This window comes from Deltaproteobacteria bacterium, from assembly GCA_019308995.1.
GTDB lineage: Bacteria > Desulfobacterota > Desulfarculia > Adiutricales > JAFDHD01 > JAFDHD01.
The window spans coordinates 1-26070 of the sequence record JAFDHD010000009.1 but is presented as its reverse complement, the minus strand read 5'-3'; the positions used below and the strand labels follow the sequence as shown (position 1 = coordinate 26070).

Genomic DNA, 26070 nt, shown 5'->3' with positions numbered 1-26070 from the left:
TAACTCAAGTAAATACGGGTAACCGCGAATAGTCAGCCGAGAAGGATGGTCCGGGCCAGCTTGCGGCCGCTGGCCGTCAGGAAGGCGTTGGAGTCAATAAGGGCGGTCAGCTTTGATTTGTCCGGCGGCAGGTCGCCGAGGCGCTGCTCGGCTAAAAGAGGATATCATTAATTGGCGGCTCCCAGCTACCTGTTTTAAAGACGCCTGTTTTAAAGACGCTTCGCAATCCGCCGAGCTTGTTAATATTATCTTTTAAAAGGCAACAAACCTTAACTTAAGTCAAGGGCCGGTGTTAATTCCAGTTCCAAAGGGAACATTATTATGAATATTTCCGAGCGTATCGCTAACATACCTCTTTTTTCCGGTCTGCCTCATGAGCAGTATCAAGACCTGGCGTCCATCGTGAAGGATCAGAAATTCGAGCGCGGCGAGATCATCTTTTCAGAAGGCGATGAAGGGGTTGGTTTTTACGTGGTTGTAGAAGGACGGGTCAAGGTTTATAAGCTCTCTCCTGAAGGGAAAGAACAGATCCTGCACCTCTGGGGTCCAGGCGAGCCGTTTGGCGAGGTAGCTCTTTTTACCGGCCAGAGTTATCCGGCTTATGCTGAGGCTTATGAAAAGAGCCGTGTCTTCTTCTTCCCGCGGAGCGCCTTTGCTGAACTCATCAGGGCCAATCCATCCCTGGCCTTGAATATGCTGGCCACCCTGTCCATGCGCCTGCACCAGTTCGCCAACCTGATCGAAGACCTTTCCCTCAAGGAAGTATCAGGAAGGCTGGCCGCGCACCTCCTCTCCTTGAGCCAGCAGCAGCAGCGGTCTGACAAGGTTACCCTGGATGTGGCCAAAGGCCAGCTGGCCAGCCTTTTGGGAACCATCCCGGAGACGCTGTCCCGGATGCTGGCCAAGCTGGTGAAACAGGGGTTGATTCAGGCGGACGGTCCCCACATTGAGATACTGGACCGGGAGGGTCTGGAAGAGCTGGCCATGGCCGAGAAGCGGCTTTCTGATTATAAAAAAAATTGAGAGATCAAACTGTTAGTTAAAGGATTAATGTTCAAATATAATTATTCTCAGATTTAAACGAAAATATAAATACTAGATTCTAGGAACAACCTTCTAAGGTAATTTTGAGTTTTTCCTATTAATGTGATATTCTTAAATAAAAATCTTTCTACAAAAAAGAAGGCTAAGGTTCGGTCATGAATAAAGGTACAAAATCTGATTTGCATGAAAACAGTAAATCGGAACTGAAGGTTTGGCAGATTGAATCCCTAAGAGTTACAGTTTTTCATGTGTCCATGGTTGAAAGAGAGCTTACGGTATGGGATGAATTAATAAAGGAGTCGCCAGAAACAAGGACTTCTTATCCAAAACAGGGGTTTCATCGAGATGAAGGTGCATTTGAAAATGGTAAGTTGATTGTGGAGACCCATCCAAACAGAATTGATTGGCTCTATGCTGCTGATACGGATAAGATCGAGGAGGGCTTGCCAATAATAGGGTTGTTTCCCGGCGCAGCGGAAAATTTCTGCAAATTAATGCATCAATGGTTAAAGATTTGCCCGCCGATTAAACGCTTAGCTTTTGGAGCCATTTTGCTTCAACGAGTAGAGGATCGAGAGGAAGGATACAGGCAAATATCGGAATATCTCCCAACAGTTGATGTTGATTTAGATCCAATAGGTCCGTCCGACTTTCTCTATCAGATTAACCGCCCCCGCTTGTCCAAATCATGGTCGGAAAACCTTCAGATTAACCGCCTTTCAACATGGTCAGTATCCAGCATATGGAGACAAGGCCTTAATGTGGAGTTTAGCAACAGAGAACCAGTGACTCCAACACATCCTCGTGATACTATAAGTGCGTGTCGTTTGGCGTTGGACGTGAATACCTCTCAGGAATTTTCCGGTGAATTACCTAAGAACGTACTTTCGGATTTGTTCGATGAGTTAGTAATCTTAGCAAAGGAAATTGCCGATAAAGGTGACATAAAATGACTCAATTTACTGCAAATAATATGTCACTAACGCCACGGGCTAAATTATTGACGGCAAGCACTGGCGTTATGGGACAGGATGCGGCTGTTATATTAGATGCGGTAAAGACGGGTGCTTCTACAGACTATTCTGTGCTGCAAGAGTATGGGAAGAGTTGCTTTAGTGATTTTTGGACTGTATGCTCTACCGCAGCAACATCTCAATATAAAGTTGTCAATTTACAAGAAGCGGGAACAATCGTCTTTAAAAATTTTTCTTTTCCGATGATGCGGTCGAGGAGCCTTGTTGAATGGTACAAAACCGAAACCGAAGTTCTAGAAGATTGGAAGCAAAGTTGTATTTATTCTATTTCCGAGAGGTTTAAACAAATCTTAGCCTATTTGGAACCTTTGGGATTTATTCAATTTAACCTTTGGGGAGAATACGAAGCAGCAATAGCGGAAAGCTCTACTTCTGTGCTTGTGAGCGTAGAGCGTGAATTAGCAATTGTGAAGGATCTTGTTGAGGATGGGCGAGTCGTTGATGCCCGACACTTATTATCTTCAATTCAAGTTCCACCGGGCCTGTCCACTAAACTAGATACATGGCGTAAAGTATTAGCCGAACCAAGGACGAAGCCACGAGAAATTGCAACTGGCGGCGACCTTAAAAAAGATGCTTTATGGTTACGCAAAAATGCCTCTAAGTATAAAGGGCAATGGGTAGCTCTCAAAGATGGTGCTTTACTTGGTAATGATACAAGTAGAGTTAAATTACACCATGCCCTGAAAGATGAAGGTTGTCTCAATGGAGCCTTATTTGTTCTTATTGAGGAGTAGAACGGCATGGGTCAGCTTTTTAAGCAGACAATTGATGGTTTAACACTATGGAATACAGGGGCTGCTCAATACTTTTTTAATTACAAGCATGGACCTTCACGGCTTTTAGTTGCCGTCCAATGCAGGTTAGGCAATTTACCTGAGAGAGAACTGGCGCTCTTGGATACAGGCGCAGAATGGTCAGTGATTGGTGGTGAAATAGCAGAGCTTCTCGAAGATCAACTTGGGTCTGCGGTTGGGTCTTTAGAAATGACTACGCGGCATGGATTGCTTAAGGGGGATTTGTACACGCTAAATATTTCGTTATTGGCGAAACCGGACTGGGGATGTGATCTTGAGGTAGAAGGTCGTGTATTTATCTCCCATGAGTGGCCAGGACCAGTTGTACTCGGTTATTGTGGCTTTCTCGAACAGTTACGTTTTGGACTTGACCCTGGTGTGGCTCCTGGAAATCAAATAATTTATTTCGGCCCAATAGATTGATCCCATATTTTTTCGAAATTCCGATACTTCATCATTGATTTCAATATATTCGCGACAGCACGGCACTAATTTTATTGTATCCTAGTAAGCATCCCTATCATCAAAGTTCTTCAGTCAGAAATTCCAGCCAGTCTCCTGGCCAGCTTCTTTTTCATATCTATCTTGCCCAGTCTCTGGTACATGATTTTCTGGGACTGAGGTGAGCCGGCGCCGTGCATGGATTCGACCAGGGCCGTTCCGCCCGACATGTTTTCGATAAGCCGCAAGACCTTGAGCCGGTTCTCGGTTGAAACGCCTTCTACCCCGACCAGGAACTTTTTTACGTATGAGCCGATTTCCGGACTCATCAGATCCGCTTCAAAAGGCATGGTGGCCACGATACCGCCGGCCACGTCGTGCGCCAGGCGAGCGATCTCGTAAATGTGACGGGAGACGTTTTGTTTGCAGCAGTTGGCCAGAAGAGGATCGGGGTAGAATGCCCCGCTGGGGGTCTTGAAGCCCATGGCTGAGCAGGCCACGGAGCAGCAGTAAATAGTCTCGGCCAGGTGCATCATTTCGGCGATCTTGTCCCGGATATGAGAGGCCCGGTCCGTGCCTTGGTATTCGGAAGCCAGGGCTGAAGCGCCAATCATAACGTCAGAAACACCCCCCTTGCACCCACCGTAATTCTGGCGGTGCATGGTGGCGAACCGTTCGACCAGCAGCCCGGAAAAACCAATCTCCCCGCACATGAAGACCCGCTCCCAAGGCACAAAGACGTCTTCAAAGACGATCAGGGTCTCACCTCCAACCAGACCATACTCAGCGTTGCCAACGTCCAGGCCCGATTCGAACTTCCGTTCTTCATTGGTTTGCCTTCCGAAGATTTGAAAAATACCAGGGGCATTGAGCGAGACGGCACAGGTTAAGGAAAAATCTTCATCCCCGCCGCGCATGGTCTGGGTTGGCATAATCAGTATCTCGTGACTGTTGGCGCCTCCGGTCTGGTGGGCCTTGGCGCCCCGGATGACGATCCCGTCTTTCTTCCTTTCGACCACATGCACGAAGACGTCCGGGTCCGCCTGCTGGCTGGGAGGCTTGGACCGGTCTCCCTTGGGGTCGGTCATCCCGCCCACGATCATGAGGTTCTCTTCCTGGACCATCTGGAGGTATTCGATGAAACGAGCGTGGTATTCGGTGCCATGTTTTTGATCAATGTCATAGGTTGTCATGTAGGTGGCGTTGAGCCCGTCAAAGCCCACGCAGCGTTGGAAGCAGCTCCCGGTCTGGTGTGCGATCAGCCGGAGCATCTGGACCTTCTTGATCAGGTCGTCCACTGACTGATGAATATGCGTAAAGCGGCTGATTTTGCGGCCTGTCAGATGGCTCGTGGCCGTCAGCAGGTCCTCGTGTTCAGGCTGAAGGGCCATGTCATATGTTTGGGCGGCTGAATTTATATGCGGGAGGAAGCCGGGGTGGGCGGTAATATCCTCGACCCGTTTCCCGTTATAGTATATTACGTTTCCCCAGTTCTTCAGACTGTTGATGTAATCTTCTCCACTCTTGATCATAATTCTTTCCTCATTTCAGTAAGGTTTCCACCACCTGCCTCGGACAGAGGGCGTCACTGGTAATCGAAAGAACCGGCTGCCTCAGTCCAGGCTCAAGGCTCGTCCCTGCACAGGCCCTTTGACACCCATTGATCAGGAGCACGGCCTCAAAATCAGGCGTGTCCAAGCTGACCCATGCGATACGGCTCCCGGCCCGAGCTTTTACCATTTCCCAGTATTCTACACGATCATAAGTCGGGTCACAACCGCCGCAGTATTTTAGGGCCACCTTTTTAATAACGATACCCCTCAGACCAAAGGCCTTTTCGGCCTTGATAGCGTTTCAGCTTGAGGAGGGCTTTCAACACGTTTGGAAACGAAAGACTGAAGGCTCAATCTGGCAACCCCGGGGAAATGTTATTCACCGACCAATGAACAGGCCGATGGCGAGCAAGACAGGGGTTACAATAATGATGATAACATTCATGCTCAGGTACGGTATTAGTTTCGGAATATCATCGGCATACCGGGCGGCGCCCCTGATCACAGGAATGGCAAGGACAAGCGTCGCCAGGGCCAAAAACCCCGCCAAGGGAAGGGCGCCGGTGAAATACCCCAGTATGACCACGGCATAGGCCCCGGCCAGGAACGATCCATAAACTCTCACCCCAGCCTTTGTGCCCATGGTAATCAATATATGCCTTCGCCCGGCTTCCCTATCCGCTTCAACATCTGGGAACTGATTTAAAAGTAAGAGGTCACTCACCAGGAAAAACGGGACAAGGGAAGCGATAAACGACGTCCAAGAGTAGGAGCCAGTGAGGGCAAAATGAGTGCCCATGACCATTAGAACGCCAAACCCCAGCCCAGGGGCGATCAGGCAGAAAAAGGGGTTTCGAGTAAGCAGCCTAGTATAAGCGGCCACGAGAATCAGGCCGAAGATTCCCAGAGGCAAAAGCCACAGCCCCTGAATGTACAGGAAGTATATCCCGATAATGATTATAACCGCCAGGGTGACTAGACCTATAATCAACGCATAATGAGCCTTTTCAGGGTTGCGAGGCAGGGTTCCGCTGCCGCCGCTGAACGGGGTTCGCTGCGTTCTGAAATCCAAACCGCTTTTGAAGTCATGATATTCGTTGAGGGCGTTAACGCTGATATGGGCTGCGAGGGCGCCAATGAAGGCCAGGACGAGATAAGTCAGGTTCAACGGAGTGCCAGACCAGGCGGCGGTGCCTGCTCCGAGCAGAACGCATGCCGGGGTTAGAATTAAAAAGGGTATCCGCATCGGGCCAAGTATGGTCATTGTGTTTACTCTGTTCATCATTCTGCCGCTTTTACTTTATTTTAAAAATACCTGGAGGCCAAAGAGCCCCTGAGTTCAACTTATGAGTAAATGTATCAAATGCCTTGAAAAAAGACAATTCCTGCTCAGATTAAATATGAAATTATTGAAGGAACTCACTTAACACCCTGGCATCATTAAAGTTTTATTAGAGTAGTTCTCATAAATATATTCCTTTCTGGATTCCTGCTTTCGCAGGAATCCAGGTTCTGAAACCAGGAAGCCAAAAGGAACATAATTTTGCCATTCGTTTTAAAAAGCTCGTCGGAATTGCGCCGCCGCAGACCGGCCGGCGCTCCGGAGATAAAAATATGGTTTGACAACCCACAGATTTTTTCAAAGAGCCGTTATATTTAATCGTTAAATTTCCGGGCATGGCTTATAACGGGCAGGATGTTTTCCTTCGTTTTCTGCGCATTCAGCAGTGAAAGGTTATAATGTTTGGGGTGAGAAAAAAACTGAGACTTGACCGGGCCGGAGGAACAGGAGATAATCCCGGAAACGAATTGATCTCAATCATCTTTACAGCCAGGGCGCATGTGGGCGGCTCCGAACCTGCAGCCATCCTGGAGGAGTTAAGTATTGAGCCTTCAATTTTCTTTGAATGAGGATGGAGCCTGGCTGCTGGGCGGTCACCTCCTCCACCCCTCAAAAGACCCCCTAAGCGCGGCTCGAGCCGGCGAGTTAGGTGATCTTTTGGACGAGGCTCAGCCCGAGGATCTTCTGGTGCTGGCCGGATGCGGCCTGGGGTGGCATATTCAGGCGGTCCTGGATGCTCCGCATTCGCCTCACCTGATTGTTTACGAACCTGACGCCGCCCGGATTGCGGACATGCATAAACATGGGCCTTGGCTCCCGGACCTGGAACTTGCCACCGACGAAGAGGGCCTGGCCGAGGCCCTGGGCCGACACCTGGTTTACGGTCAGATAAAGCGGGTGGCCCTGTTTTCACCTCCGGCTTACCGGCAGGCTTTACCCGAGATGGTGCAGGCGGCCAGGACCCTGGTAGACCACACCGTGGCCAGGAGCAAGGCGGATGCCCTTACCCGAAGCCTTAAAACCGGTCTGTGGCTTGAGCACCTGGAAAAAAATATAAAGTGGTGGCCCATATTGCCAGACGTGGCCCTCATGGATGATATATTAAGAGGCATACCGGCCATCGTGATCGGGGCCGGTCCATCCCTCGACCAGAGCCTGAGCGACCTGGCCGGGATCACCGCTCGGGCCCTGGTTCTGGCGGCCGCCTCGGCCTTAAATCCATTAGCCAAAGTCGGCACGTCTCCACACATCGCCTTTGCCTTGGAAGCCGGGGATGAGTCACGCCAATTTACAGACGTGGATCATTCCCAAACCTTGCTGGCCACGGCCTCGACCAGCCATCCCAACCATTTCCTCAACTGGACCGGTCCCAGGAGCCTCTTTCATCTCTGGCCCTGGCCAGCGGCGCTGTCCGGGCTGGGCAAGGCGCTGCCTTGCGGCGGACATGTAACCAGCGCCGCTTTTTCTCTGGCCGTCCTGTGGGGCTGTGACCCCATCATCCTGGTCGGTCAGGATCTGGCGTACACCCATGGCCGGATTCACGCCGCCGGGCGACCTGGCGGAGAGGATGAGGTACGGCCGGAGATTATAGAGGTGCCAGCGTTAGATGGAGGTGTGGCACAGACCTCTCCGGTTATGCTCAGTTATATCCTCTGGTACGAGGAGGCGGCCAGCACCTTGAGGAAATCCCAACGTCGAATTATCAATGCCACCGCCGCCGGGGCATACCTGCCAGGCTTCGAACACAAACCGCTTCAGGAGGTTCTGGAAGATCTGCCTCCTTTTAGTGAGGACTTGAAAGTGGTGGTCGAGGGGGTCAGTCGGCTGCCGCGTCCGACGGCCTCTTTCCTGATTCAGCGTATGGCCCAGGCTCGTTTCGAACTCCAGGCCGCCTTGGAGCGGCTGGAGCAGGAGGACCTGGCGGCCGCACGTTCCTCTGTCAGGAAAGGATCGGTCGCAGCCGTGGCCCTTGAAGATATCCGATCAAGCGAAAACCGTGATCTGGCCATCGCATCGCTTAAAAGGATGATCGAAACTCTTTGGAACATGAGGCAGGAGTTGCACACCTCCATTGGTTTCGTTCAGGAGCGGGACTGAGATATATCGAGGCAGCCCCGGGGTGAGAAGAAAGAGGGTGTTGGCAAAGGGGATAACTATTTGAAAAATAATTACTTTTTTATGCTGCTCCTTGTTTTTCTTCCCTTTATTCCGAACCGGTCCGGCCGTGCAGGGAGGCAGGCGAGCGATGCCCAGAACTTGTGATCCTGGCCATGGGCATGTCCTTTTTTTATTGTAAAAATGGCTTGACTCTGAGCAGGACTGTGGTAAAAGTCACTTGCCTCAGAGGTTCGAGGTTTGATTAACTGCCACGGGTGGGTATGGGCAGGCAAGACACGCTGTCGGAAAGCGACTTATTTTACTGGTTGGCCCTTTACCTGGCTCCGGGGGTGGGGGCGGTCCGTTTTGTCAGGCTTCTCGAACACTTTAAAGCTCCCCGCGCGGTTTTTCAAGCTTCTGTGGCCGAACTGGTTCGGGTTCCCCGCTTGCCTCTAAAGGTCGCCACTGCTTTAGCCCGGTTCGATTGGGCTGAAGAGGTGAAGAAGGAGCTTCGCCGGGTTCAGAGCCTGGGCATTAAGCTGATGACCCTGGAAGATCCTGTCTATCCACCCCGGTTGAAAGAGATATATAACCCGCCGCCTTTACTTTGGGTTGACGGAGAAATCTCAGAGGCAGACTATGCGGCCGTGGCTATCGTGGGTTCCCGAGGTGCGACTGCCTATGGCCGGGAGGCCTCAGCCCGGTTGGCCGGTGAACTGGCTTCGGCCGGGGTGAGTGTGGTAAGCGGGATGGCCCTGGGTATTGACTCTGCGGCCCATCAGGGCGCTCTAAAAGCGGGAGGGCGAACCTTGGCCATCCTGGGTTGCGGCGTTGACGTAATCTACCCCAAAGGCAATGGTCATCTTTTCAAGCAGATACCTAAACAGGGGGCGCTCATTAGTGAATTTCGTTTGGGGACTGAGCCGGAGCCGGGTTTTTTCCCGCTGCGCAACCGGGTTATCTCCGGGTTATCTTTAGGGGTGGTCGTGGTGGAGGCCGGGTCTCGAAGCGGCGCCTTGATCACGGCTCGTTTGGCCCTTGAACAAAACAGGGAGGTCTTTGCCGTTCCGGGCCGGGTTGCTTCAGCCAAGAGTCAAGGCGCTCACGCCCTGCTCAAACAGGGAGCTCATCTGGTGGAAACAGCTCAGGACGTTCTGGATGAAATCGCTCCTCAGATTGGGAGGATATCTCCCAAACCCAAGCCCATGGCTTCAGAGCCTAAACTGGAAGGTGAGGCTGGCAGGGTTTGGGAAGCCCTGAGCGGAGACCCCTTACACGTGGACAAACTCGGCCGTATGACCGGACTCACACCGCCCCGGTTGGCGTCCCTGCTCCTGGATATGGAACTGAACGGTTTGATTCGGCAACTGCCAGGTATGAGATACACCAGGATTTGAAGATGAAAAAGGCCCTTTTGATCGTCGAGTCTCCGGCTAAAGCCCGGACTATCAGAAAATATCTCGGTCCGGAATTCGAGGTGAAGGCCTCCGTGGGCCACATCCGGGACCTGCCGGTCAATCGGCTCGGCGTGGATATAGAACATGAATTTACCCCGGAGTATGTGAGCATCAAAGATAAACAGAAAGTCATCTCAGCGTTGAAGAAGGCGGCGCAAGGCAAAGAGGTCATTTACCTCGGCCCAGACCCTGACCGCGAGGGTGAGGCCATTGCCTGGCACATTGCCGACGCCCTCAAAGCCAAGGGCCGGGAGTTCAAGCGGGTGCTATTTCATGAACTAACCCCAAAGGCCATCCGCCACGCCATCAGTCATCCGGAAGAGTTATCCATTCAACGCTTTGAATCCCAGCAGGCCCGCCGGATCCTGGACCGTTTGGTGGGGTATCAGATTTCGCCCTTGCTCTGGGACAAGGTCAAGCGGGGACTCTCAGCCGGCCGGGTTCAATCTGTGGCCTTGAAGATTATCATTGAGCGGGAGCGGGAGATTTTTGCCTTTGAGGCCGAGGAATACTGGAGCCTGATAGCACGGCTCGAGGCTGAAAGCCGTGAGTTTACAGCTCGCCTTATCAGGGAGGGACAGAAAAAGATCGAGCTGAAGACCGGAGATATAACTCAGAAAATTATTGATCTCGTTAAGGACGCCCCCTTTATAGTGCATGAAGTCGTTTCCAAGGAAAGGAAGCGGAATCCTCTGCCGCCCTTTACCACCAGCCAGCTCCAGCAGGAGGCTTTCAGCCGGCTGCGATTTCCAACCCGTCGCACCATGTCTTTGGCTCAAAGGCTTTATGAAGGCGTGGAGCTGGGCCCAGAAGGAGCGGTGGGACTTATCACCTACATGAGGACCGACTCGGTCCGCATAGCCAAGGAGGCCTTAACCGAGGTCCGGGGTTTGATAAAAGACCGCTTTGGCCAGTCTTACCTGCCGCAGGATCCGAATATTTATCGCAACAGGAAAGGCTCTCAGGACGCCCATGAAGCCGTCCGTCCGACATCGGCGCTTCGCACGCCCGAGCAGGTTAAGCCGCATCTTTCCCCGGAGCTTTTGGCCCTTTACGAACTGATCTGGAAAAGGTTCGTGGCCAGCCAGATGAAAGCGGCTGTAATTGATCAGACCTCGGTTGACATCAAGGCCGACCGGTTTATCTTTCGCGCTACGGGTTCGGTTATAAAGTTCAAGGGATTCTTAGAGGTATACGGCGCGGTGGAAAAGGAGGGGAAAGAAGTCCTGCCTCCCCTTCAGGAAGAGGCGGTTCTGGACCTTAAGGAGCTTCTGCCCAAGCAGCATTTCACCCAGCCGCCTCCTCGTTTCACCGAGGCCACCCTGGTCAAAGAGCTTGAAGATAACGGGATCGGTCGGCCCAGCACCTACGCGGCCATTATATCCACCCTCCGCGACAAGGAGTACATGCAGCAGGCGAAAGGGCAGTTGGCGCCAACCGAGCTTGGTTTCCTGATTAACGATCTGCTGGTTGATAATTTCCCCGGAATCATGAACGTTGATTTCACAGCGGGCATGGAGAACGATCTGGATGAGGTTGAGGAGGGCCGGGCCGAATGGAGCGAAGTCCTGAAGCGGTTTTACAGGCCTTTTGAGGCTGAGCTTCATCAAGCCGAAAAGAAGATGCTTGACCTTAAGAGGGAAGGCCTCAAAACGGATATCAAATGCGATCTTTGCGGCTCTGATATGGTCCTGAAGTGGGGTCGGAACGGGCCTTTTCTATCTTGCAGCAGATATCCCGAGTGCAGTAATGCGAAGGACTACATCCGAGACGAACGCGGCCGGATCGAGGCGGTAAAGCCTCAAGCCGTCGAGACGGAAGAGGTTTGTGAAAAGTGCGGCCGGCCCATGGTTATCAAAAAGGGCCGCTACGGCCCCTTCCTGGCCTGCTCGGGTTACCCGGAGTGCAAGAATACCCGGCCGATTGACAGGAAACAGGAAGACCTTCCCCCCTTGCCTTCTGGAATGGAAAAGGTCTGCGATAAATGCGGATCGCCCCTAATCGTCAAGCGAAGCAGGATGGGCAATCTTTTTATCGCCTGCGCCAACTATCCCAGATGTAAGAGGGCTCGGCCATTTCCAACCGGAGTCAAGTGCCCCAAAAAGGGCTGTCAAGGGGAGCTGGTGGAACGCCCGTCTAAGAAAGGGGTCTTTTTCGGGTGCAGTGAATTTCCCAAATGCCGTTTCACGCTTCGCAGCCGGCCGGTGAACAGGTCGTGCCCGGTTTGCGGGTTTCCATATCTAATTGAAGTCCCGAAAAGGGATGTAGTAGAAGGTTCTTCCGCCCCCGCCTTGCGGTGCCCCAATAGAAACTGCGATTATAAAACAGAGCCCGCGGCTGAATCCTAAACCTGCCTGAAAAGCAAAGGCAACTCCCGTTTTCTCATGTTAAAACCTTTCCTCCGCATTCAAACCTTCGGGTCTGCCTGGTGCGGTTCAGTCCGAGGCTGCATTGTTTTCAGAAACGGGGAGAGCGGATATATTCATTGACCGGCAGGCAGGATCGTGATATTTAATGACAAATTACATAAAGTTACCTTCGAAGTGGAGGGGCTGTGCTCGACCTGAAATTTGTGCGTGACCATCCGGACCTGATCGAAGAAAAGGCTGTCCAGCGGGGTCTGACCGTGGACATGTCTGAATTTAAACGTTTGGATGAGGAACGTCGCCGTTTGCTGGCTGAGGTCGAAGCCCTCAAACACCAACGCAACCAGGTAAACCGGGAGATCACCGCACGCAAGAAGGCCAAAGAGGACGCTTCGGACATCATTTCTGAGATGAAGACGGTTTCGGCCAGGATCAAGGAGCTCGATGCCTTGGTCAGTGAAACTGTGGCTGCGGAGAGGGAATTCCTTATCCAGGTGCCCAACATCCCTGATGAGTCAGTACCCGCGGGTCAATCGGAGGAGGACAACCCCGTGGTCAAAATCTGGGGTGAAGCGCCGCAGTTTGACTTCGAGCCCTTGAATCACTGGGATGTTGGGGTAGCGCTAGACATCCTCGATTTCAAACGCGCCGCCAAGATTACCGGAGCGCGCTTCTCATTACTCAAGGGGCCGGCGTCTCTTCTGGAGCGGGCCCTGATCAACTTCATGCTTGATCTTCATACCAGGGAGCATGGATACACTGAAGTCCTTCCTCCTTTCATGGTCAATTCCGAGTCCATGTTCGGGACCGGGCAGCTGCCCAAGTTTGCCGACGAGTCGTTCAAGATAGAAGGCTGGGATTTCTACCTGGCGCCTACGGCTGAAGTGCCCGTGACCAACATCCACCGTGACGAGACGCTCGATGCCTCGGAATTGCCGATCTGTTATGTAGCTTACACCCCGTGCTTTCGGTCTGAAGCCGGTTCTTATGGTCAGGATACCCGGGGAATGATCCGGCAGCATCAGTTTGACAAGGTGGAGCTGGTCAAGTTCTGCCAGCCTGAGAATTCATATACAGAGCTGGAAAAATTGCTCTCCGACGCCGAAGCCGTTTTGCAGGGTCTGGGGCTGCCTTACCGCGTCGTGAGCCTGTGCACCGGCGACCTGGGTTTTGCTGCAGCCAAGACCTATGATATCGAGGTCTGGCTCCCAGGACAGCAGAGATATCGCGAAATCTCTTCGTGCAGCAACTTTACAGATTTCCAGGCCCGGCGGGCAAATATCCGCTACCGCCCTGACAGCGGCTCCAAGACAGAACTGGTTCATACCTTGAATGGCTCCGGTCTGGCCGTGGGGCGGACCATGGTGGCCCTTCTCGAAAACTACCAGCAGGCCGACGGCTCGGTGGTCATCCCGGAAGCCTTGCATTCGTATACAGGTGGATTGACTGTCATAAAAAAAACCTCCTGAAAAGAACGCTCGAAACCCATCAGACCATGGACTTGCAAAGCCGGCGTGTAAATCAGCACCGACCCTTACGCACTCTGAAAAGGCCTCAGCCTCGTAAAGGTTTATACAGGGCTGTAATCCTTTGCGCCATTTTAGGCTTAGCGATTTTTACGGCCGGCGCCGTCTTTACCGGCCGCTTTTCTTTGACCTGCTTTGAAAGATCGAAGAGCCCGCCGCAAGTCCTTATCCTTCAGGAGATTGACCCCAGTTCCGTCCCGGAGGGGGAACTGACAAAGGACCGCCTCGCCAAGCTGATCGGCCCTCATTCCTTCAGGCCTGACGAACTGCGCTCCTTTCGGATTAGGAACGAGGCTGGCCGTGAATTATTTGTCCACACCACGCTCGCTCCTGAGCTGCAGAGGTGGGCCATGTCCACGATTCCCCGGGCCCGGGCCAACTCGGTGGCCCTGGTGGTCCTCAACCCTGCCAACGGGGATGTTCTGACCATGGCCAGCTATAATGCCGACCACCGACCGGTCAACCTGAACCTCCAGAGTTCCTTTCCGGCGGCGAGTCTGTTCAAGATCATCACCGCGGCCGCCGCGGTGGAGGCGAGGAGTCTGACCTCCGGTTCTACCTTGGCTTATGACGGCCGCAAGCACACCCTGTACCGTCAGAACCTCAAACCCGACGTTCGAAGCGGGCGGCATCAGGTCACACTCAAGGAAAGCTTTGCCCAAAGCATCAACATCGTTTTCGGAAAGCTGGGGGCTTTTACCCTTGGGCCCGAAACCCTGGAGGAGTTCGCCCGGCGGTTTTATTTCAACCAGCCCATTCATTTCGAGATGCCGGTTGAACCGAGCCGGTTCAGTCTGCCTGATGAGGACTACTTCCGGCTGGCTGAGATTGCTTCAGGTTTTAACCGCACCACCATGCTTTCGCCTCTTCACGGGGCCATGCTCGCCGCCGCCATCGTCAATAACGGTCTTATTATGGAGCCAACCATAGTCAGGGAGGTCTTTGACCAGGATAATAACATCTACTACCGCCACCAGCCTGTACTCATGAAGCGGGTCATCTCTAGTCAGACCGTTCGGGAAATGAGGAAAATGATGCAGGCCACCATCACCAAAGGCACGGCTCACCAATCATTTAAAGATGTAAATTATCACCCGGTACTGTCCAGGCTGGAAATCGGAGGTAAATCCGGGAGCATCAACGACGACCTGGACCGGAAGGTGGATTGGTTCGTCTCCTTTGCCCGGAGAAAAGGAACGACCGACAGGATTGCCCTGGCGGTCCTGGTGGTTCATTACCGCGATAAGCTGGGTGTCAGGGCGTACGCCCTTGTCCGTGATTGTATGATCCAGTATTTTAGTCCGCGGATAAGGCCCGATAAAAAGTTCAAGACAAAAAGAGGGTGAAAGCCATGAAGGCTAAAGTCAACCAAACCGAGCTGGAGCTTACTCAAGACGATATCACTGAAATGGACACCGAGGCGATTGTCAACGCGGCCAATGCCAGCCTAATCCTGGGAGGCGGAGTTGCCGGAGCCGTCCGCACCAAGGGCGGGCCGTCCATCCAGGAAGAGTGCGACAAGATTGGCGGCACATATGTCGGGGGCGCGGTTGTCACTGGGGGAGGCGACCTCAAGGCCAAGTACGTCATTCACGCCGTTGGTCCGCGCATGGGCGAAGGTGATGAAGATCATAAACTGGAACAGGCCACGCTGAACAGTCTAAAACGTGCGGATGAAAAAGGCATGAAGAGCATTGCTTTCCCGGCTATTAGCACCGGCATCTTCGGCTTTCCCGTGGACCGCGCCGCCAAGATCATGCTCGGTGCGGTCAAGGGATACCTGGAAAGGCAGACCACTTTGGACAAAGTCGTGTTTTGCCTTTATGGTCAGGAGAGCTTTGATGTCTTTGCGGCGGAGTTCAGGCGGCTCTTTTCCGATTGAGTTGGCCTGGCTTGATAAAAAGGGTTGTCAGGAGCTAAAATCTTAAGCAGAAGCATTTTGTGCGGTTAAGAAACCGAGGCTGAAATCGGGACTGAGGCGCGTCTTTTCGTCACCCAACCGAGGCCTCACGAGCAGTTCGGAGGTAACCACAGACAGGAGGGTAAGATGCCAGAAAAAATGATTGAAAACATCCACTGGCTGGGACACGACGGCTTTTACGTGGCTGGCTCCAAGGTCGTCTATTTCGATCCTTTTCAGATCAGCGGCGGCCCTAAAGCCGATCTGATTTTCATCACCCATGAGCACTTCGACCACTGTTCGCCGGAAGATGTCGCCAAGATAACCAAGGACGACACGGTGGTCATTACGGAGCCGGATTCAGCCAAAAAGCTGTCCGGAAATGTCAAGGTCTTAAAACCCGGGGAGAGCACCGAGGTGGCCGGAGTCAAGGTCCAGGCGCTGCCTTCTTACAATGTTGATAAAGATTTTCATCCTCAGGCCAATAACTGGCTGGGCTTTATCGTCGAGCTGGACGGGGTCAAGATTTACCACACCGGTGACGCGGACTTGATCCCGGAGATGCAGGGCCTCGAGGTGGACATCGCCCTGATCCCCGTGTCCGGGACGTATGTCATGGACGCCGACCAGGGTGTTGAGGCGGCGCGGACCATCAAGCCCAAGATCGCCGTGCCGATGCACTATGGGGCCATTGTCGGTTCCGAAGCGGACGCTGAGAAGTTTGCCAACGCCCTGAAGGATGAAATCACCGTAGTCGTTAAAAAGAAGGAGTAGGGGGCCTGGGGAAGAGAATCATCCTTCCCGGCCAGCTCGGCCAGGGTTTATAAGGCATTGGCCCTGACAACTTTACTTCTGTAGTCAGCCTTATTTAACAGGGTTGAAGGTATTCAGGGTGTTGCCTGGATACCTTTTCCCTTGTATCAGCTATGAAAATTATATTAACGTAATAATTAGCCTTTTTCACTTCCCTGGTGAACTATGACCTTGATAAACCGCAAAGAATGCGGAAAGGAAATCAGTGACAACCGGGCCGTACTCGCCCGAAGAAACCCATATCAGTGAGATTCGCATCATCGGTTAGGTCATTTGGTTCGTCCCAGGGAGTTGGTGAAGGTGGAGGAGTAAGGGGGGGTTAACTTAGTGTAGGCACTGAACACTATGCTTGGCAATTAAATAAGGGATTGTATCACTTAAATGAAATATAATTACTTGAAACAGAAATAAACGGAGTTGCAAATCAATGATGGTTAATTCAAGATGAACTTTATTTTGATTGGAACAGAATATAAGGTGGTCCCTTAAAAATCTGCAATTCTTCGAAAGGCATCAAACAGGAGTGTCTTTGGATGAATTTTAAACCAATAAAACTCAAGTTTTATAAATGGTTTAACATACTATTTCACCCAACCCAGGCAAGGCCCGAATACTGTTTGATAAATTATGGAAGCAAGTTCTAGACGAATCTCCTTCGCCTTCAGCTTGTGAAGATATTGTTACCCTCGTAAATAGCAGTTACGTTTCGATTCGTTACTGTTTACCCACCCAACTTCTGGGGAAATTGACTGATCATTCTTTAGACGCTCTTTGTCTTCAAAAAGGTGAAGGCTCGGATAGTCGTTTATGGGACCCAAGAAGTTTTTACACTAAAACGATAGGGCCGTGGGTCTCTGATAACCAATCTGTACTTGGAACAAGCCCCGATCCTTATGTCAGCCAGCCAGTCCGTGCTCTCCCGCTTGGAGAATGACGTCCTGGGTAATGCCGAAGGCCTGAAAGCCTTGGATGAAGCCATTTTGCGGTCCGCCGACGCTTTGATTAAGAAGAAATGGAAATACCGTTTTATTCTGGACGTGGATTCCACGGATGATCAGACTTATGGGAAACAGGAGGGCTGCGAGTATAACGGCCATTTCAGGGAAGAGTTTTTTCACCCCATCTTTGCTTTCACGGGTGAGTGCGACGCATTGGCCGGTTACCATGGTAGGGCGAACGTGGAGAACAGAATCAAGGAAGGCAAGAACACCCTGCGTTGGGACAAGACCAGTTGCCACTACTGGTGGGTGCATGTCGCCTCAGCCTTCCCGCTTCGCTACCACTACCAAGCGGTGCTGGATTATGGTTGACTGGTTTTTTTCTTGACCGGGGGAAACCGAGGGATTACTATGTCCGCAAATTGGGGAAACATAAGATTTTCAGAGAAATTGGCAAGAAATCGTCTTTTGTGGATGAGTCACAGGCCTTCCGGCCCAGAACAGGACCTGTTCAACAGGAAAAAATGGAGTCAGAGGGCTTGAAAAACGGAAATTGCGGCCATTGCCGCATAATTTGAGTTACTATACCAACTGGAGGTTTTTGAATGATTAAATCAAGACTGTGTGATCTGATCGGGATCAAATATCCCATCATCCAAGCGGGCATGGGCCCTTTTAGCAATAACAATCTTTGTGTTGCCGCAGCCAATGCAGGCGTGCTTGGACTGCTTTCCACCAGCGGTCTTTTCAACAAAAAAGACCAGCCTTGGGTCTATAACGCGTTTTGCGACAGCGGCGAGGCGGACCGGGACGACGATATGGGTACGGCGCTCGGAAAGGTCCTGAAGCGCACCTATCGTCTGGTCAAGGACAAGGGTGGCGTCTTCGGTCCTAACGTCATGGTGTCGGCGGAACTCAAAATGCAGGCAAATGTCATGATTGAAACAGCCATAAAGGTGCGGGAGGAAAATCCTGACATGAAAAACAACCTCAAGGTGATGTATACCTCTGCCGGCGATCCGATGGGTTGGGGAGACAAGATCAAAGGGGCCGGGTTCACCTGGATTCACATAGTTCCTTCCGCCAAAACCGCTTTGCGCTGCAAGAAGGCGGGCGTAGATGTGGTCGTGGCCTCAGGCCATGAAGGCGGCTTCCATACGCACTGGGAACCGCTCCACTCCATGGTGCTCCTTCCCGCCGTGGTCGAAGCTGTATCCGATGAGAAAACCCTCGTGCTGGGCGGAGGAGGATTTTCCGATGGCAAGACCCTGGTTGCCGCCCTGGCTTTGGGCGCCGATGGGGTGCTGATGGGAACACGCTTCCTCGCAACACAGGAAAGTGATTTCCACCCGATTTGGAAGGAGGCGGTTGTGGAGGCCGGAGACCGGGGAACCCTTGTAGCCCGTGGTTTTGTCGGACCGGCCCGATGGTTGAGAAACTCCCGGAGCGAGGAGCACGCCAAGAATACCCTTCAAAAGTCGCCCGGCGTTTTCCTGGGCACACCCGATGATTACAGTAATGTTGATATGTCGCTGATCGATTTCGAGATCGAGTCGATCAAAGCTACATATGAGGGCAACAAGGAAAAGGCCCTCATGGCCGGCGGCGAGGTTGCTCAACGAATCAACAACATGCCGACGGTAGAGGACATGGTTCAGAGCATCATGAAAGAAGCGGAAGAAGTTCTGGCAAACCTACCCAAGAAATTTCTTGGATAGGAATTGATGCTCCCCAGCGAAAAAGCCGGAAGCGGTTTACTTGCGCCTCCGGCTTTTTCCCGGTTTATAGTGGTTGTCAAAATTATGTTCCGTTTGAATGAATACAAGAGTATCAAGATCGAGATTACTTCGCTCCTCGCAATGACATCCTATTGATATTATTATAAAATGTCATTGCGAGGAGCGAAGTGACAAAGCAACCTCAGCCCTTTTTAATCGAAGCGTATTTTTGCCATTCGCTCTAAAATCTCTTCCGACCAGTTTGTGAAGAATTGTTTGGATGTTTAGCCCTTCTTTTTTTTTCACCTTTGATTTCTTCAATGGCCTGCTCGATGCGCTGCTTGAGCTGCGGTGACTCTGCTGAGGCGTATTCCCGGGCTTTATTGAGATGATAAAGGGCCTTGGAGGGTTTGTCTGTGACCTTGAAATAAAGGCCGGTATTCAAATGTGCCTTGGCGAAATCATTGAGGCGGCCGTATACCAAGCCAAGGTTATAAAAGCCCTGCGCATGATTGGGCTCCTGGACCAGCAACCTGAGGAAGAGTTCCTTGGACTGCTCAAGGCGTCCCTGTTCCTGATAGGTACGCGCCAGAAAAAAAAGGGGACGGATGGATTGAGGCTTCAGGATGATGGCCTGGCCTAGAGCATCCAGGGCGCCCTGGTAGTCTCCGTTTTGGAAAAGCAGGGCCCCAAGGTCCGTCAGAATCTCCGCATTGGCCGGTTCTTCCTTCAAGGCCAGCTTAAATTCACGGACAGCCAGATCAATTTTTTGCTGTTTCTGATAAAGCAGTGCCAGGCCATAATGCGCCAGGCCGGTGGTCAGGTCTTGCTTGAGCAGGTCCTGGAAGTAGTTGTAAGCGCGGAGCTGATCGCCGTACCGGGCCATGATTTTAGCCTTGGCCGCCTCAAAGGCTCGCTCGTCTCCCCGGCCTTTGACCTTTCCGTATTCACGGTGAGAGGCCACCATTATTTCCACAGATGATATGCGTTCGGCCAGCGAGGGGTGGGTGCTGAGGTACGTCGGGATGTCCGAAGGCGCCTGCCACTGGGTGCGCAGCAGGGCGTGAAAGGATTCAGGCAGGAACTTGGGGTTATACCCGGCCTGAATCAGGTATTCCAGGGCCTTATGGTCTGCTTCGGCCTCATCCGCCCGGCTGTATTTCAATGCCATCTGCATGCTCGCGGCAGTCGAACCGATGACTATGGCCGGGCCGACCTGACCGCCGATGAATATACCGGCCATGATTGCGCCTAAGGTGGCCAGGGTAAGCTTCTGGGATTGCAGCAGGCGTTCGGCTATGTGGCGGCTGGTCACATGGGCGATTTCGTGGGCCAGGGTGGCGGCCAGCTCTCCCTCGGATTTAAAGGCCATAATTAGACCGGTATTGATGAAGACGTATCCGGCCGGGGCGGCAAAGGCATTGACAGCCTCCTGATCAATGACGAAAAACCGATACTCAAAAGGTTGAGGCCCGGCTCCTTTCAGTATCTTGCGACCCAATCCATTGATGTAGCTTACAATGTCCGGGTCGTTAATGAGCTTCATATTTTTTCTTATGTAATCAAAAAACTTCTGGCCTAGTTCCCGTTCTTCATCATAGGTAAGGCCGGATGCCGGGTGAGGTAGAAAGAGAAGGATCAGGCAGGTCAGGATGAGGAGGACTATTGTCGGCTGAAATTTTCTGGCCCGAGAAGGCATGGCTCAATCATCCTGGTCAGCCAGGGATGAAGCGGACTGGCGCTCATTCCTTTTTTCCTGGTTCAGCTCTATGGATTCAGCCTCGACCCACAGTCCTTCCAGGTCATAGAATTCACGAACTGAGTGGTAGAAGACATGAACGATGACCTCTCCAAAGTCAATCAGGACCCAGCGGCCTTCTGACTTGCCTTCTGCGCCGAGCGGAACATGGCCGCCTTTTTTTTTGACCTCTTCGAGGATATGACCCGCAATGGCCTGGACCTGACGGCTGGAGCGGCCGGAGCAGATGAAGAAGTAATCGGCGATCGAGGAAATTTGATCAACTTTCAGTAAAACCGGATCAAAGGCCTTGGTCTCCCTGGCCGCGGCAATGATAAGCTCGGCCTTGTTACGGGTGGAGTCATTCACGTCGTTTGTCCTGTTCTGGCTGTCGCCTCCTCCTGGTAGAGTCCGTTGGTTTCAATATATTCCCGTACCTGGTCTGGAACCAGGTAGCGGATGGATTCCCCCCGGGCCAGCCGCGCCCGAATATCGGTCGAAGAAATATCAAGCCGGGTGACGTCCCGATAATAGACGTGCCGTTTCTCAAGGCAGGCAAAAGCTTTAAGTTCGGGATTCCAGATAAAATGCGGGGAGACCTTCTCCTTGAGTAACCGGCCGACCTCATCGGGAGCGTATTCAGGTCGGCTGATAACGACCATATGAGCCAGGTCAAAGAGCCTTTGGTACTCCCTCCAGATGGTTATTTCCATGAAGGCCTCCTGGCCCATAATAAAATAGGGGTCCAGCCGGTCACCCCACTCCCGGTGAAGCTGGCGCAGAGAGTCAACAGTGTAGGAGGGGCCTTCCCGTTTGGCTTCCATGTCCGAGACAGAGAACCCCGGCCGGTCCGCAACCACGGCCTGGATCATCTTATAGCGGTGTGTAAATTCAATTACCGGTAAAGGGTCCTTGTGAGGCGGCAGGGCTGCCGGAATGAAAAGCACCTCATCCAGTTTCATCATCCCGGCGATCTCTTCGGCGGCCCTGAGGTGACCGAAGTGGATGGGGTTGAAGGTCCCGCCGATAAGACCTAGCCTGATCGTGGAAGAGGCCATCAAGTCCTGATCTGTCCCTCGCCGAATACAACGAACTTGGTCGTGGTGAGCTCGTTCAGGCCCATGGGTCCGAAGGCGTGGAGTTTCGAGGTGCTGACGCCTATTTCAGCCCCCAAGCCCAGCTCGCCGCCGTCATTGAACCTGGTGGAGGCATTGACCAGAACCACTGAGGAATCCACTTCGGCCAGGAAACGACGGGCACGACTGTAATCCGAGGTGACAATGGCATCGGTGTGCTGTGAGCCGTAAGTGGCAATATGATCAAGGGCCTCGTCCATCCCGGAAACAACCTTGACCGCCAGGATCAGATCCAGGTATTCAGCCGGCCAGTCCGACTCAACCGCCGCGGTCCGCCCGGGCAGACGCTTGAGACACTCGGGACAACACCTGAGTTCAACACCGGCCTCCTCCAGGACTTCCGCAGCCCCAGGCAGAAAGCCATCCGCCACCAGGTCATGAACAAGCAGGGTCTCCAGGGCGTTACAGACGCCGGGTCGCTGAACCTTGGAATTCAAACAGATCTTAACGGCCATGTCCAGATCGGCTGACTGATCCACAAAAAGATGGCAGACGCCCTTGTAATGTTTGAGGACCGGAATGCGTGAGTTCTCGGCAACGAAACGAATCAGCCCCTCCCCACCCCGAGGGATGATCAAGTCAATATCTTCTTCTAAGGCAAGCAGTTTATTGATCGCCTGCCGGTCGGCCGTGGGCATCACCTGCACCGCGGCTGAAGGCACGGCCGCGACTTCAAGCGCCTGCTTCACCACACTGGCAATGGCCAGATTGGAGTTGAGGGCTTCGGAGCCGCCCCGTAAAATGACGGCGTTGCCTGATTTAAGGCAGAGCCCGGCGGCGTCAATGGTTACGTTGGGCCGGGACTCGTAAATGAAGCCGATTACACCCAAGGGGATGCGCACGCGGCCGACTTCAAGCCCATTGGGCCGCTTCCACATGCTGGTGACCTCACCCACCGGGTCGGGCAGGGCTGCTACCTCTTTCAAGCCTTGAGCCATGGATTCCATGACCCCGTCCGTGAGTGTCAGGCGGTCAATCATGGCCGGGGAAAGCCCCTCCTGGCGGGCGGCCTCAATGTCCTTTTCATTGGCGGACTGAATGGGGTCGGCCTGATCCAGGAGGTAGTCGGCCATGGTCAACAAGGCCTTGTTCTTGATGTTCGTATCCAGCTGCGCCAGCTGCCGGGAGGCAGCCCGGGCCCTGGTCGCCAGGTCACGCACCAGCTCATCAATGCTCACTTGCGTCCTCCTTTATTTATGCCAGCAAATCCTTGCCTACCACCATGTTATTCCGGTGAATGATCTCATCAGAATGTTTATATCCCAGGCGGCCTTCGATCTCATCGGTCTGGCAGCCGAGGATCTGGTTGAGTTCCCCAGAGGAGTAATTGGTCAGGCCCACGGCCACCGGCCGGCCTCGCCGGTCCACAACCTCCACGGAGTCACCCAGGCTGAATTGATCTTTAATTCGGGTTATTCCTGAAGGCAGAAGACTTTTACCGTGCTTGAGCAGGGCCTTTTTTGCGCCATCGTCAACCACAATCCGCCCCCGGACTCTGGCCGTGTATGCGATCCAGTGCTTGCGCCGTTCCAGGCGCTTCGGGCGAGGCAGGAAAAGGGTCCCTTCGGCTTCTCCGGCCAGGATGCGCTTGAGTATTCCTTTCTTTTTACCATTGGCGATGACGGTCGGGACGCCTGTTTTGGCCACCCGCTTGGCGGCTATGACTTTGGCGTACATGCCTCCCATTCCCATGGCCCCGGGGATTGAACCTGCCAGGGCCTCGATTTTAGGCCCAATGGTCTTGACCAGGGGGATGAACCGGGCCTTGGGGTCCTGCCGGGGGTCGCGATCGAAGAGACCGTCAATGTCGGTCAGGTTGACCAGCAGATCCGCCTCAACCAGGGTGGTGATCAGACTTGAAAGGGTGTCATTATCGCCGAACTTGATTTCGTCCACCGCCACGGTGTCATTCTCATTGATAATAGGAATTATGTCCCATTCGAGCAAGGTGGTCAAGGTATTGCGGGCGTTGAGATATCGTCGGCGATTGGAAAGGTCGTCAAAAGTCAGGAGGATCTGCGCCACCTTATGACCATACCGGTTAAGTGAATTTTCATAGGCCATAATCAGGCTGGCCTGTCCGATTGCGGCGCAGGCCTGTTTCTGCTGCACGGTTCGAGGTTTTTCGGTCAGCCCGACCTTCTTCAGACCGGAAGCGATGGCGCCGGAAGAGACCAGGATGATCTCTCGATTTTCTTGTCTGCAGTGTGAGATATCGTCGGCCAGACTGCGAATCAGCTTCAGGTCCAGGCCGTTGTCCCGCGTCAGGACGCCGCTGCCGACCTTAAGCACCACCCGGCGAGCTTGAGTGACGATTTTCCGATACTGGGTCATAGGGTTCATCCTTTTCGCTCTCCCCTTGCGGCTTGACTGCCTTAAGGAGGGCCCACTTTAATTCATCCAGGGCCTGTCCTTTCAGGGCGCTGATACCGAAGACTTCCGCCTCTGGCAGGGCGTCCTGAACCAGTTTAAGGCTTTGTTGGCTGTCGGTCAAATCTAGTTTATTGACCGCCACGATCTGCTTTTTGCGGGCCAGCTCCAGCGAGAACGCAGCCAGTTCGAGGTTGAGTTTCTCATAGTCGGCCAGAGGCGCCGCGGTGTCAATCCGGCTGGCATCGAGCATATGCAGGAGCACGCTGCAGCGCTGAACATGCCTCAGAAAGCGATGGCCCAAACCCGCGCCTTTGGCCGCCCCCTCTATAAGACCTGGTATGTCAGCCATATTAAAGGTGTCTTCATCCCCGACCGGAACCACCCCCAGGGTGGGGATCAGTGTTGTGAAGGGATAATCGGCGATTTTGGGCCGAGCGGCTGAGAGGCGGGAGAGCAGGGTTGACTTGCCCACGTTGGGCAGCCCGATCAGGCCCACGTCAGCCAGTAAACTCAGTTCGAGAAACAGGGTCAGTTCCTGACCGGGGGCGCCTGGTTCAGCATAGCGGGGGGCCTGGTTCGTCGAGGTGGCGAAACGAGCGTTTCCCCGGCCGCCCCGACCCCCTTCCGCCACAAGAAAACGCTGGCCGGACCGGTTCATATCAACAAGAGTGGCCCCGATTTCAGCGTCTTTGACCGTGGTTCCGATTGGGAGTTCAATGGTCAGGTCAGAGCTGTTCCGTCCATGCCGGTTTTTCCCCTGACCATGCTGACCGGCCTTGGCCCGAAAGTGCTGATTCAGGTGAAAACGATAAAGGGTGTCTTTTTGTGAGGAGGCAAGAAGAATGACGTGACCGCCCCGTCCGCCGTCACCGCCGTTCGGTCCGCCGCGGGGAACATTTTTTTCCCGTCGGAAACTAACGCAGCCATTTCCGCCGGCCCCGGATCTGACCTGGATCACGGCCTGGTCAATAAACTTCATTGAGCCGGTCTAGTTGGTTTGAGGCGATAAGGCTAAGCTGGCGCGGGGTAAACACTGACCTTTTTACGAGTTTTGCCCAGGTGTTCGAAAGCCACCTCGCCGTCAGTGAGCGCGAAAAGTGTGTAATCCCGCCCCATTCCGACGTTTTGGCCTGGGTGGAACTTTGTTCCGACCTGGCGCACAAGGATATTTCCGGCCTTGACTTGCTGTCCGCCGAAGCGTTTGACTCCAAGCCTCTGGCCGATACTGTCACGTCCGTTTCGGGAGCTGCCGCCTGATTTTTTATGGGCCATGAGTAAAACTCCTTATACCGTTATCTCCTGAATCTGAAGGGCTGTATAATATTGACGGTGGCCTTTGATCCGGCGGTATTTCTTCCGACGCTTCTTTTTAAAGACGATAATTTTTTTCGCCCGATGCTGTTCCACAATCTTGGCTGTAATCTTGGCCTCGTTCAGCAGTGGCTGCCCGACCTTGATCTTTTCCCCGTCAGAGACAGCCAGAACGTCATTGATCGTGACCACATCGCCTAGGCTGCCTTCCAGTTTTTCCACTCGGACCGTCTGCCCAATTCCGACTCGATATTGTTTCCCACCGGTCCTGATGACTGCGTACATCGCTGTGAACCTCCAGTAGCGTAAATATTTAATTTATTTCCAAGTTATTATAATGTCAAGGATAAAATTAGCTTGTGTGTTAGCAATATTAAAATGTCCGGTGTTCATAGCACATTAAATGTCCGGTTGCTTTTTTTTGGTTTCTGTTTATCATTCAATTGCACCATGTGAGGATAGGGCCACGCTGGGGAGCGACCCGAG

25 protein-coding genes are annotated in these 26070 nt (G+C 53.0%); 14 read left to right on the top strand and 11 right to left on the bottom strand.

The features are described 5' to 3' along the window. The first annotated feature begins 321 nt into the window (after window positions 1-321). The 4 genes from JRI95_03250 (at window position 322) to JRI95_03235 (ending at window position 3298) form a co-directional block, all read left to right on the top strand. Window positions 322-1023 carry a Crp/Fnr family transcriptional regulator gene (locus JRI95_03250; protein MBW2060563.1) on the top strand — a complete coding sequence of 234 codons (702 nt, stop codon included), beginning with the start codon at window positions 322-324 and terminating at the stop codon, window positions 1021-1023. A gap of 176 nt (window positions 1024-1199) precedes the next feature. Then, window positions 1200-1997: a hypothetical protein gene (locus tag JRI95_03245; GenBank protein MBW2060562.1), complete on the top strand. Its 798-nt coding sequence runs from the start codon at window positions 1200-1202 to the stop codon at window positions 1995-1997. Further along, a complete protein-coding gene (locus JRI95_03240) occupies window positions 1994-2815 on the top strand; it encodes a hypothetical protein (protein MBW2060561.1) in 822 nt (273 codons plus the stop codon). Before JRI95_03245 ends, JRI95_03240 begins: the two co-directional genes overlap by 4 nt. Window positions 2816-2821: 6 nt before the next feature. Further along, the gene (locus JRI95_03235; protein ID MBW2060560.1) at window positions 2822-3298 is read left to right on the top strand and encodes a hypothetical protein; all 477 of its coding nucleotides are present in this window, start codon (window positions 2822-2824) and stop codon (window positions 3296-3298) included. Between the two features lie 110 nt (window positions 3299-3408). Here the strand turns inward: JRI95_03235 and JRI95_03230 are convergent, their stop codons facing one another. The 3 genes from JRI95_03230 to JRI95_03220 all read right to left on the bottom strand — a co-directional run bounded on the left by JRI95_03230 (window position 3409) and on the right by JRI95_03220 (window position 6115). Then, window positions 3409-4848: a 4-hydroxyphenylacetate 3-hydroxylase family protein gene (locus JRI95_03230; protein ID MBW2060559.1), complete on the bottom strand. Its 1440-nt coding sequence runs from the start codon at window positions 4846-4848 to the stop codon at window positions 3409-3411. Window positions 4849-4858: 10 nt separating this feature from the next. Beyond that, a complete protein-coding gene (locus tag JRI95_03225) occupies window positions 4859-5116 on the bottom strand; it encodes a hypothetical protein (protein ID MBW2060558.1) in 258 nt (85 codons plus the stop codon). 132 nt (window positions 5117-5248) lie between these two features. Beyond that, entirely contained in the window at window positions 5249-6115 is an 867-nt protein-coding gene (locus JRI95_03220; protein ID MBW2060557.1) for a prenyltransferase, read from the bottom strand. A gap of 639 nt (window positions 6116-6754) precedes the next feature. On the opposite strand from JRI95_03220, the gene JRI95_03215 reads away from it, so the two are divergent. The 10 genes from JRI95_03215 to JRI95_03170 all read left to right on the top strand — a co-directional run bounded on the left by JRI95_03215 (window position 6755) and on the right by JRI95_03170 (window position 19026). Further along, window positions 6755-8308 (top strand): motility associated factor glycosyltransferase family protein, encoded by a 1554-nt coding sequence (locus JRI95_03215; GenBank protein MBW2060556.1) that lies wholly within the window; start codon window positions 6755-6757, stop codon window positions 8306-8308. A gap of 281 nt (window positions 8309-8589) precedes the next feature. Then, window positions 8590-9705: a DNA-protecting protein DprA gene (gene dprA, locus JRI95_03210; GenBank protein ID MBW2060555.1), complete on the top strand. Its 1116-nt coding sequence runs from the start codon at window positions 8590-8592 to the stop codon at window positions 9703-9705. A gap of 2 nt (window positions 9706-9707) precedes the next feature. Then, window positions 9708-12113 carry a type I DNA topoisomerase gene (topA, locus tag JRI95_03205; GenBank protein MBW2060554.1) on the top strand — a complete coding sequence of 802 codons (2406 nt, stop codon included), beginning with the start codon at window positions 9708-9710 and terminating at the stop codon, window positions 12111-12113. Window positions 12114-12319: 206 nt separating this feature from the next. Continuing rightward, complete coding sequence (gene serS, locus JRI95_03200; GenBank protein MBW2060553.1) at window positions 12320-13600, top strand: serine--tRNA ligase; 1281 nt, start codon at window positions 12320-12322, stop codon at window positions 13598-13600. Window positions 13601-13626: 26 nt separating this feature from the next. Continuing rightward, window positions 13627-15003 carry a hypothetical protein gene (locus JRI95_03195; protein ID MBW2060552.1) on the top strand — a complete coding sequence of 459 codons (1377 nt, stop codon included), beginning with the start codon at window positions 13627-13629 and terminating at the stop codon, window positions 15001-15003. Between the two features lie 5 nt (window positions 15004-15008). Next, window positions 15009-15539, top strand: a complete 531-nt coding sequence (locus JRI95_03190) for a macro domain-containing protein (protein ID MBW2060551.1) — start codon at window positions 15009-15011, stop codon at window positions 15537-15539. A 165-nt stretch (window positions 15540-15704) separates the two neighbouring features. Continuing rightward, complete coding sequence (locus JRI95_03185; GenBank protein MBW2060550.1) at window positions 15705-16331, top strand: MBL fold metallo-hydrolase; 627 nt, start codon at window positions 15705-15707, stop codon at window positions 16329-16331. Window positions 16332-16953: 622 nt separating this feature from the next. Next, on the top strand, window positions 16954-17304 hold the full coding sequence (locus JRI95_03180; protein ID MBW2060549.1) for a restriction endonuclease, SacI family: 351 nt from the start codon (window positions 16954-16956) through the stop codon (window positions 17302-17304). Then, complete coding sequence (locus JRI95_03175; protein ID MBW2060548.1) at window positions 17264-17680, top strand: transposase; 417 nt, start codon at window positions 17264-17266, stop codon at window positions 17678-17680. The genes JRI95_03180 and JRI95_03175 overlap by 41 nt, the downstream gene beginning before the upstream one ends. A gap of 233 nt (window positions 17681-17913) precedes the next feature. After that, window positions 17914-19026, top strand: coding sequence for a nitronate monooxygenase (locus JRI95_03170; protein ID MBW2060547.1), 1113 nt, complete (start codon window positions 17914-17916; stop codon window positions 19024-19026). Window positions 19027-19267: 241 nt separating this feature from the next. Here JRI95_03170 and JRI95_03165 read toward each other — a convergent pair whose 3' ends face one another. From JRI95_03165 to rplU, 8 genes are read right to left on the bottom strand one after another with little or no spacing between them, the layout of a single operon-like run. Further along, window positions 19268-20725, bottom strand: a complete 1458-nt coding sequence (locus JRI95_03165; protein ID MBW2060546.1) for a M48 family metalloprotease — start codon at window positions 20723-20725, stop codon at window positions 19268-19270. Between the two features lie 3 nt (window positions 20726-20728). After that, window positions 20729-21133 (bottom strand): ribosome silencing factor, encoded by a 405-nt coding sequence (rsfS, locus tag JRI95_03160; GenBank protein MBW2060545.1) that lies wholly within the window; start codon window positions 21131-21133, stop codon window positions 20729-20731. Beyond that, the gene (locus JRI95_03155; GenBank protein ID MBW2060544.1) at window positions 21130-21822 is read right to left on the bottom strand and encodes a nicotinate-nucleotide adenylyltransferase; all 693 of its coding nucleotides are present in this window, start codon (window positions 21820-21822) and stop codon (window positions 21130-21132) included. Before JRI95_03155 ends, rsfS begins: the two co-directional genes overlap by 4 nt. Beyond that, entirely contained in the window at window positions 21822-23078 is a 1257-nt protein-coding gene (locus JRI95_03150) for a glutamate-5-semialdehyde dehydrogenase (GenBank protein ID MBW2060543.1), read from the bottom strand. Before JRI95_03150 ends, JRI95_03155 begins: the two co-directional genes overlap by 1 nt. 16 nt (window positions 23079-23094) lie before the next feature. Beyond that, window positions 23095-24243 (bottom strand): glutamate 5-kinase, encoded by a 1149-nt coding sequence (gene proB, locus JRI95_03145; protein MBW2060542.1) that lies wholly within the window; start codon window positions 24241-24243, stop codon window positions 23095-23097. Continuing rightward, window positions 24185-25252 carry a GTPase ObgE gene (gene obgE / locus JRI95_03140; GenBank protein MBW2060541.1) on the bottom strand — a complete coding sequence of 356 codons (1068 nt, stop codon included), beginning with the start codon at window positions 25250-25252 and terminating at the stop codon, window positions 24185-24187. Before obgE ends, proB begins: the two co-directional genes overlap by 59 nt. Before the next feature lie 32 nt (window positions 25253-25284). After that, window positions 25285-25545 carry a 50S ribosomal protein L27 gene (gene rpmA, locus JRI95_03135; GenBank protein MBW2060540.1) on the bottom strand — a complete coding sequence of 87 codons (261 nt, stop codon included), beginning with the start codon at window positions 25543-25545 and terminating at the stop codon, window positions 25285-25287. A 12-nt stretch (window positions 25546-25557) separates the two neighbouring features. Further along, the gene (gene rplU / locus JRI95_03130; GenBank protein ID MBW2060539.1) at window positions 25558-25869 is read right to left on the bottom strand and encodes a 50S ribosomal protein L21; all 312 of its coding nucleotides are present in this window, start codon (window positions 25867-25869) and stop codon (window positions 25558-25560) included. Between the last annotated feature and the right edge of the window lie 201 nt (window positions 25870-26070).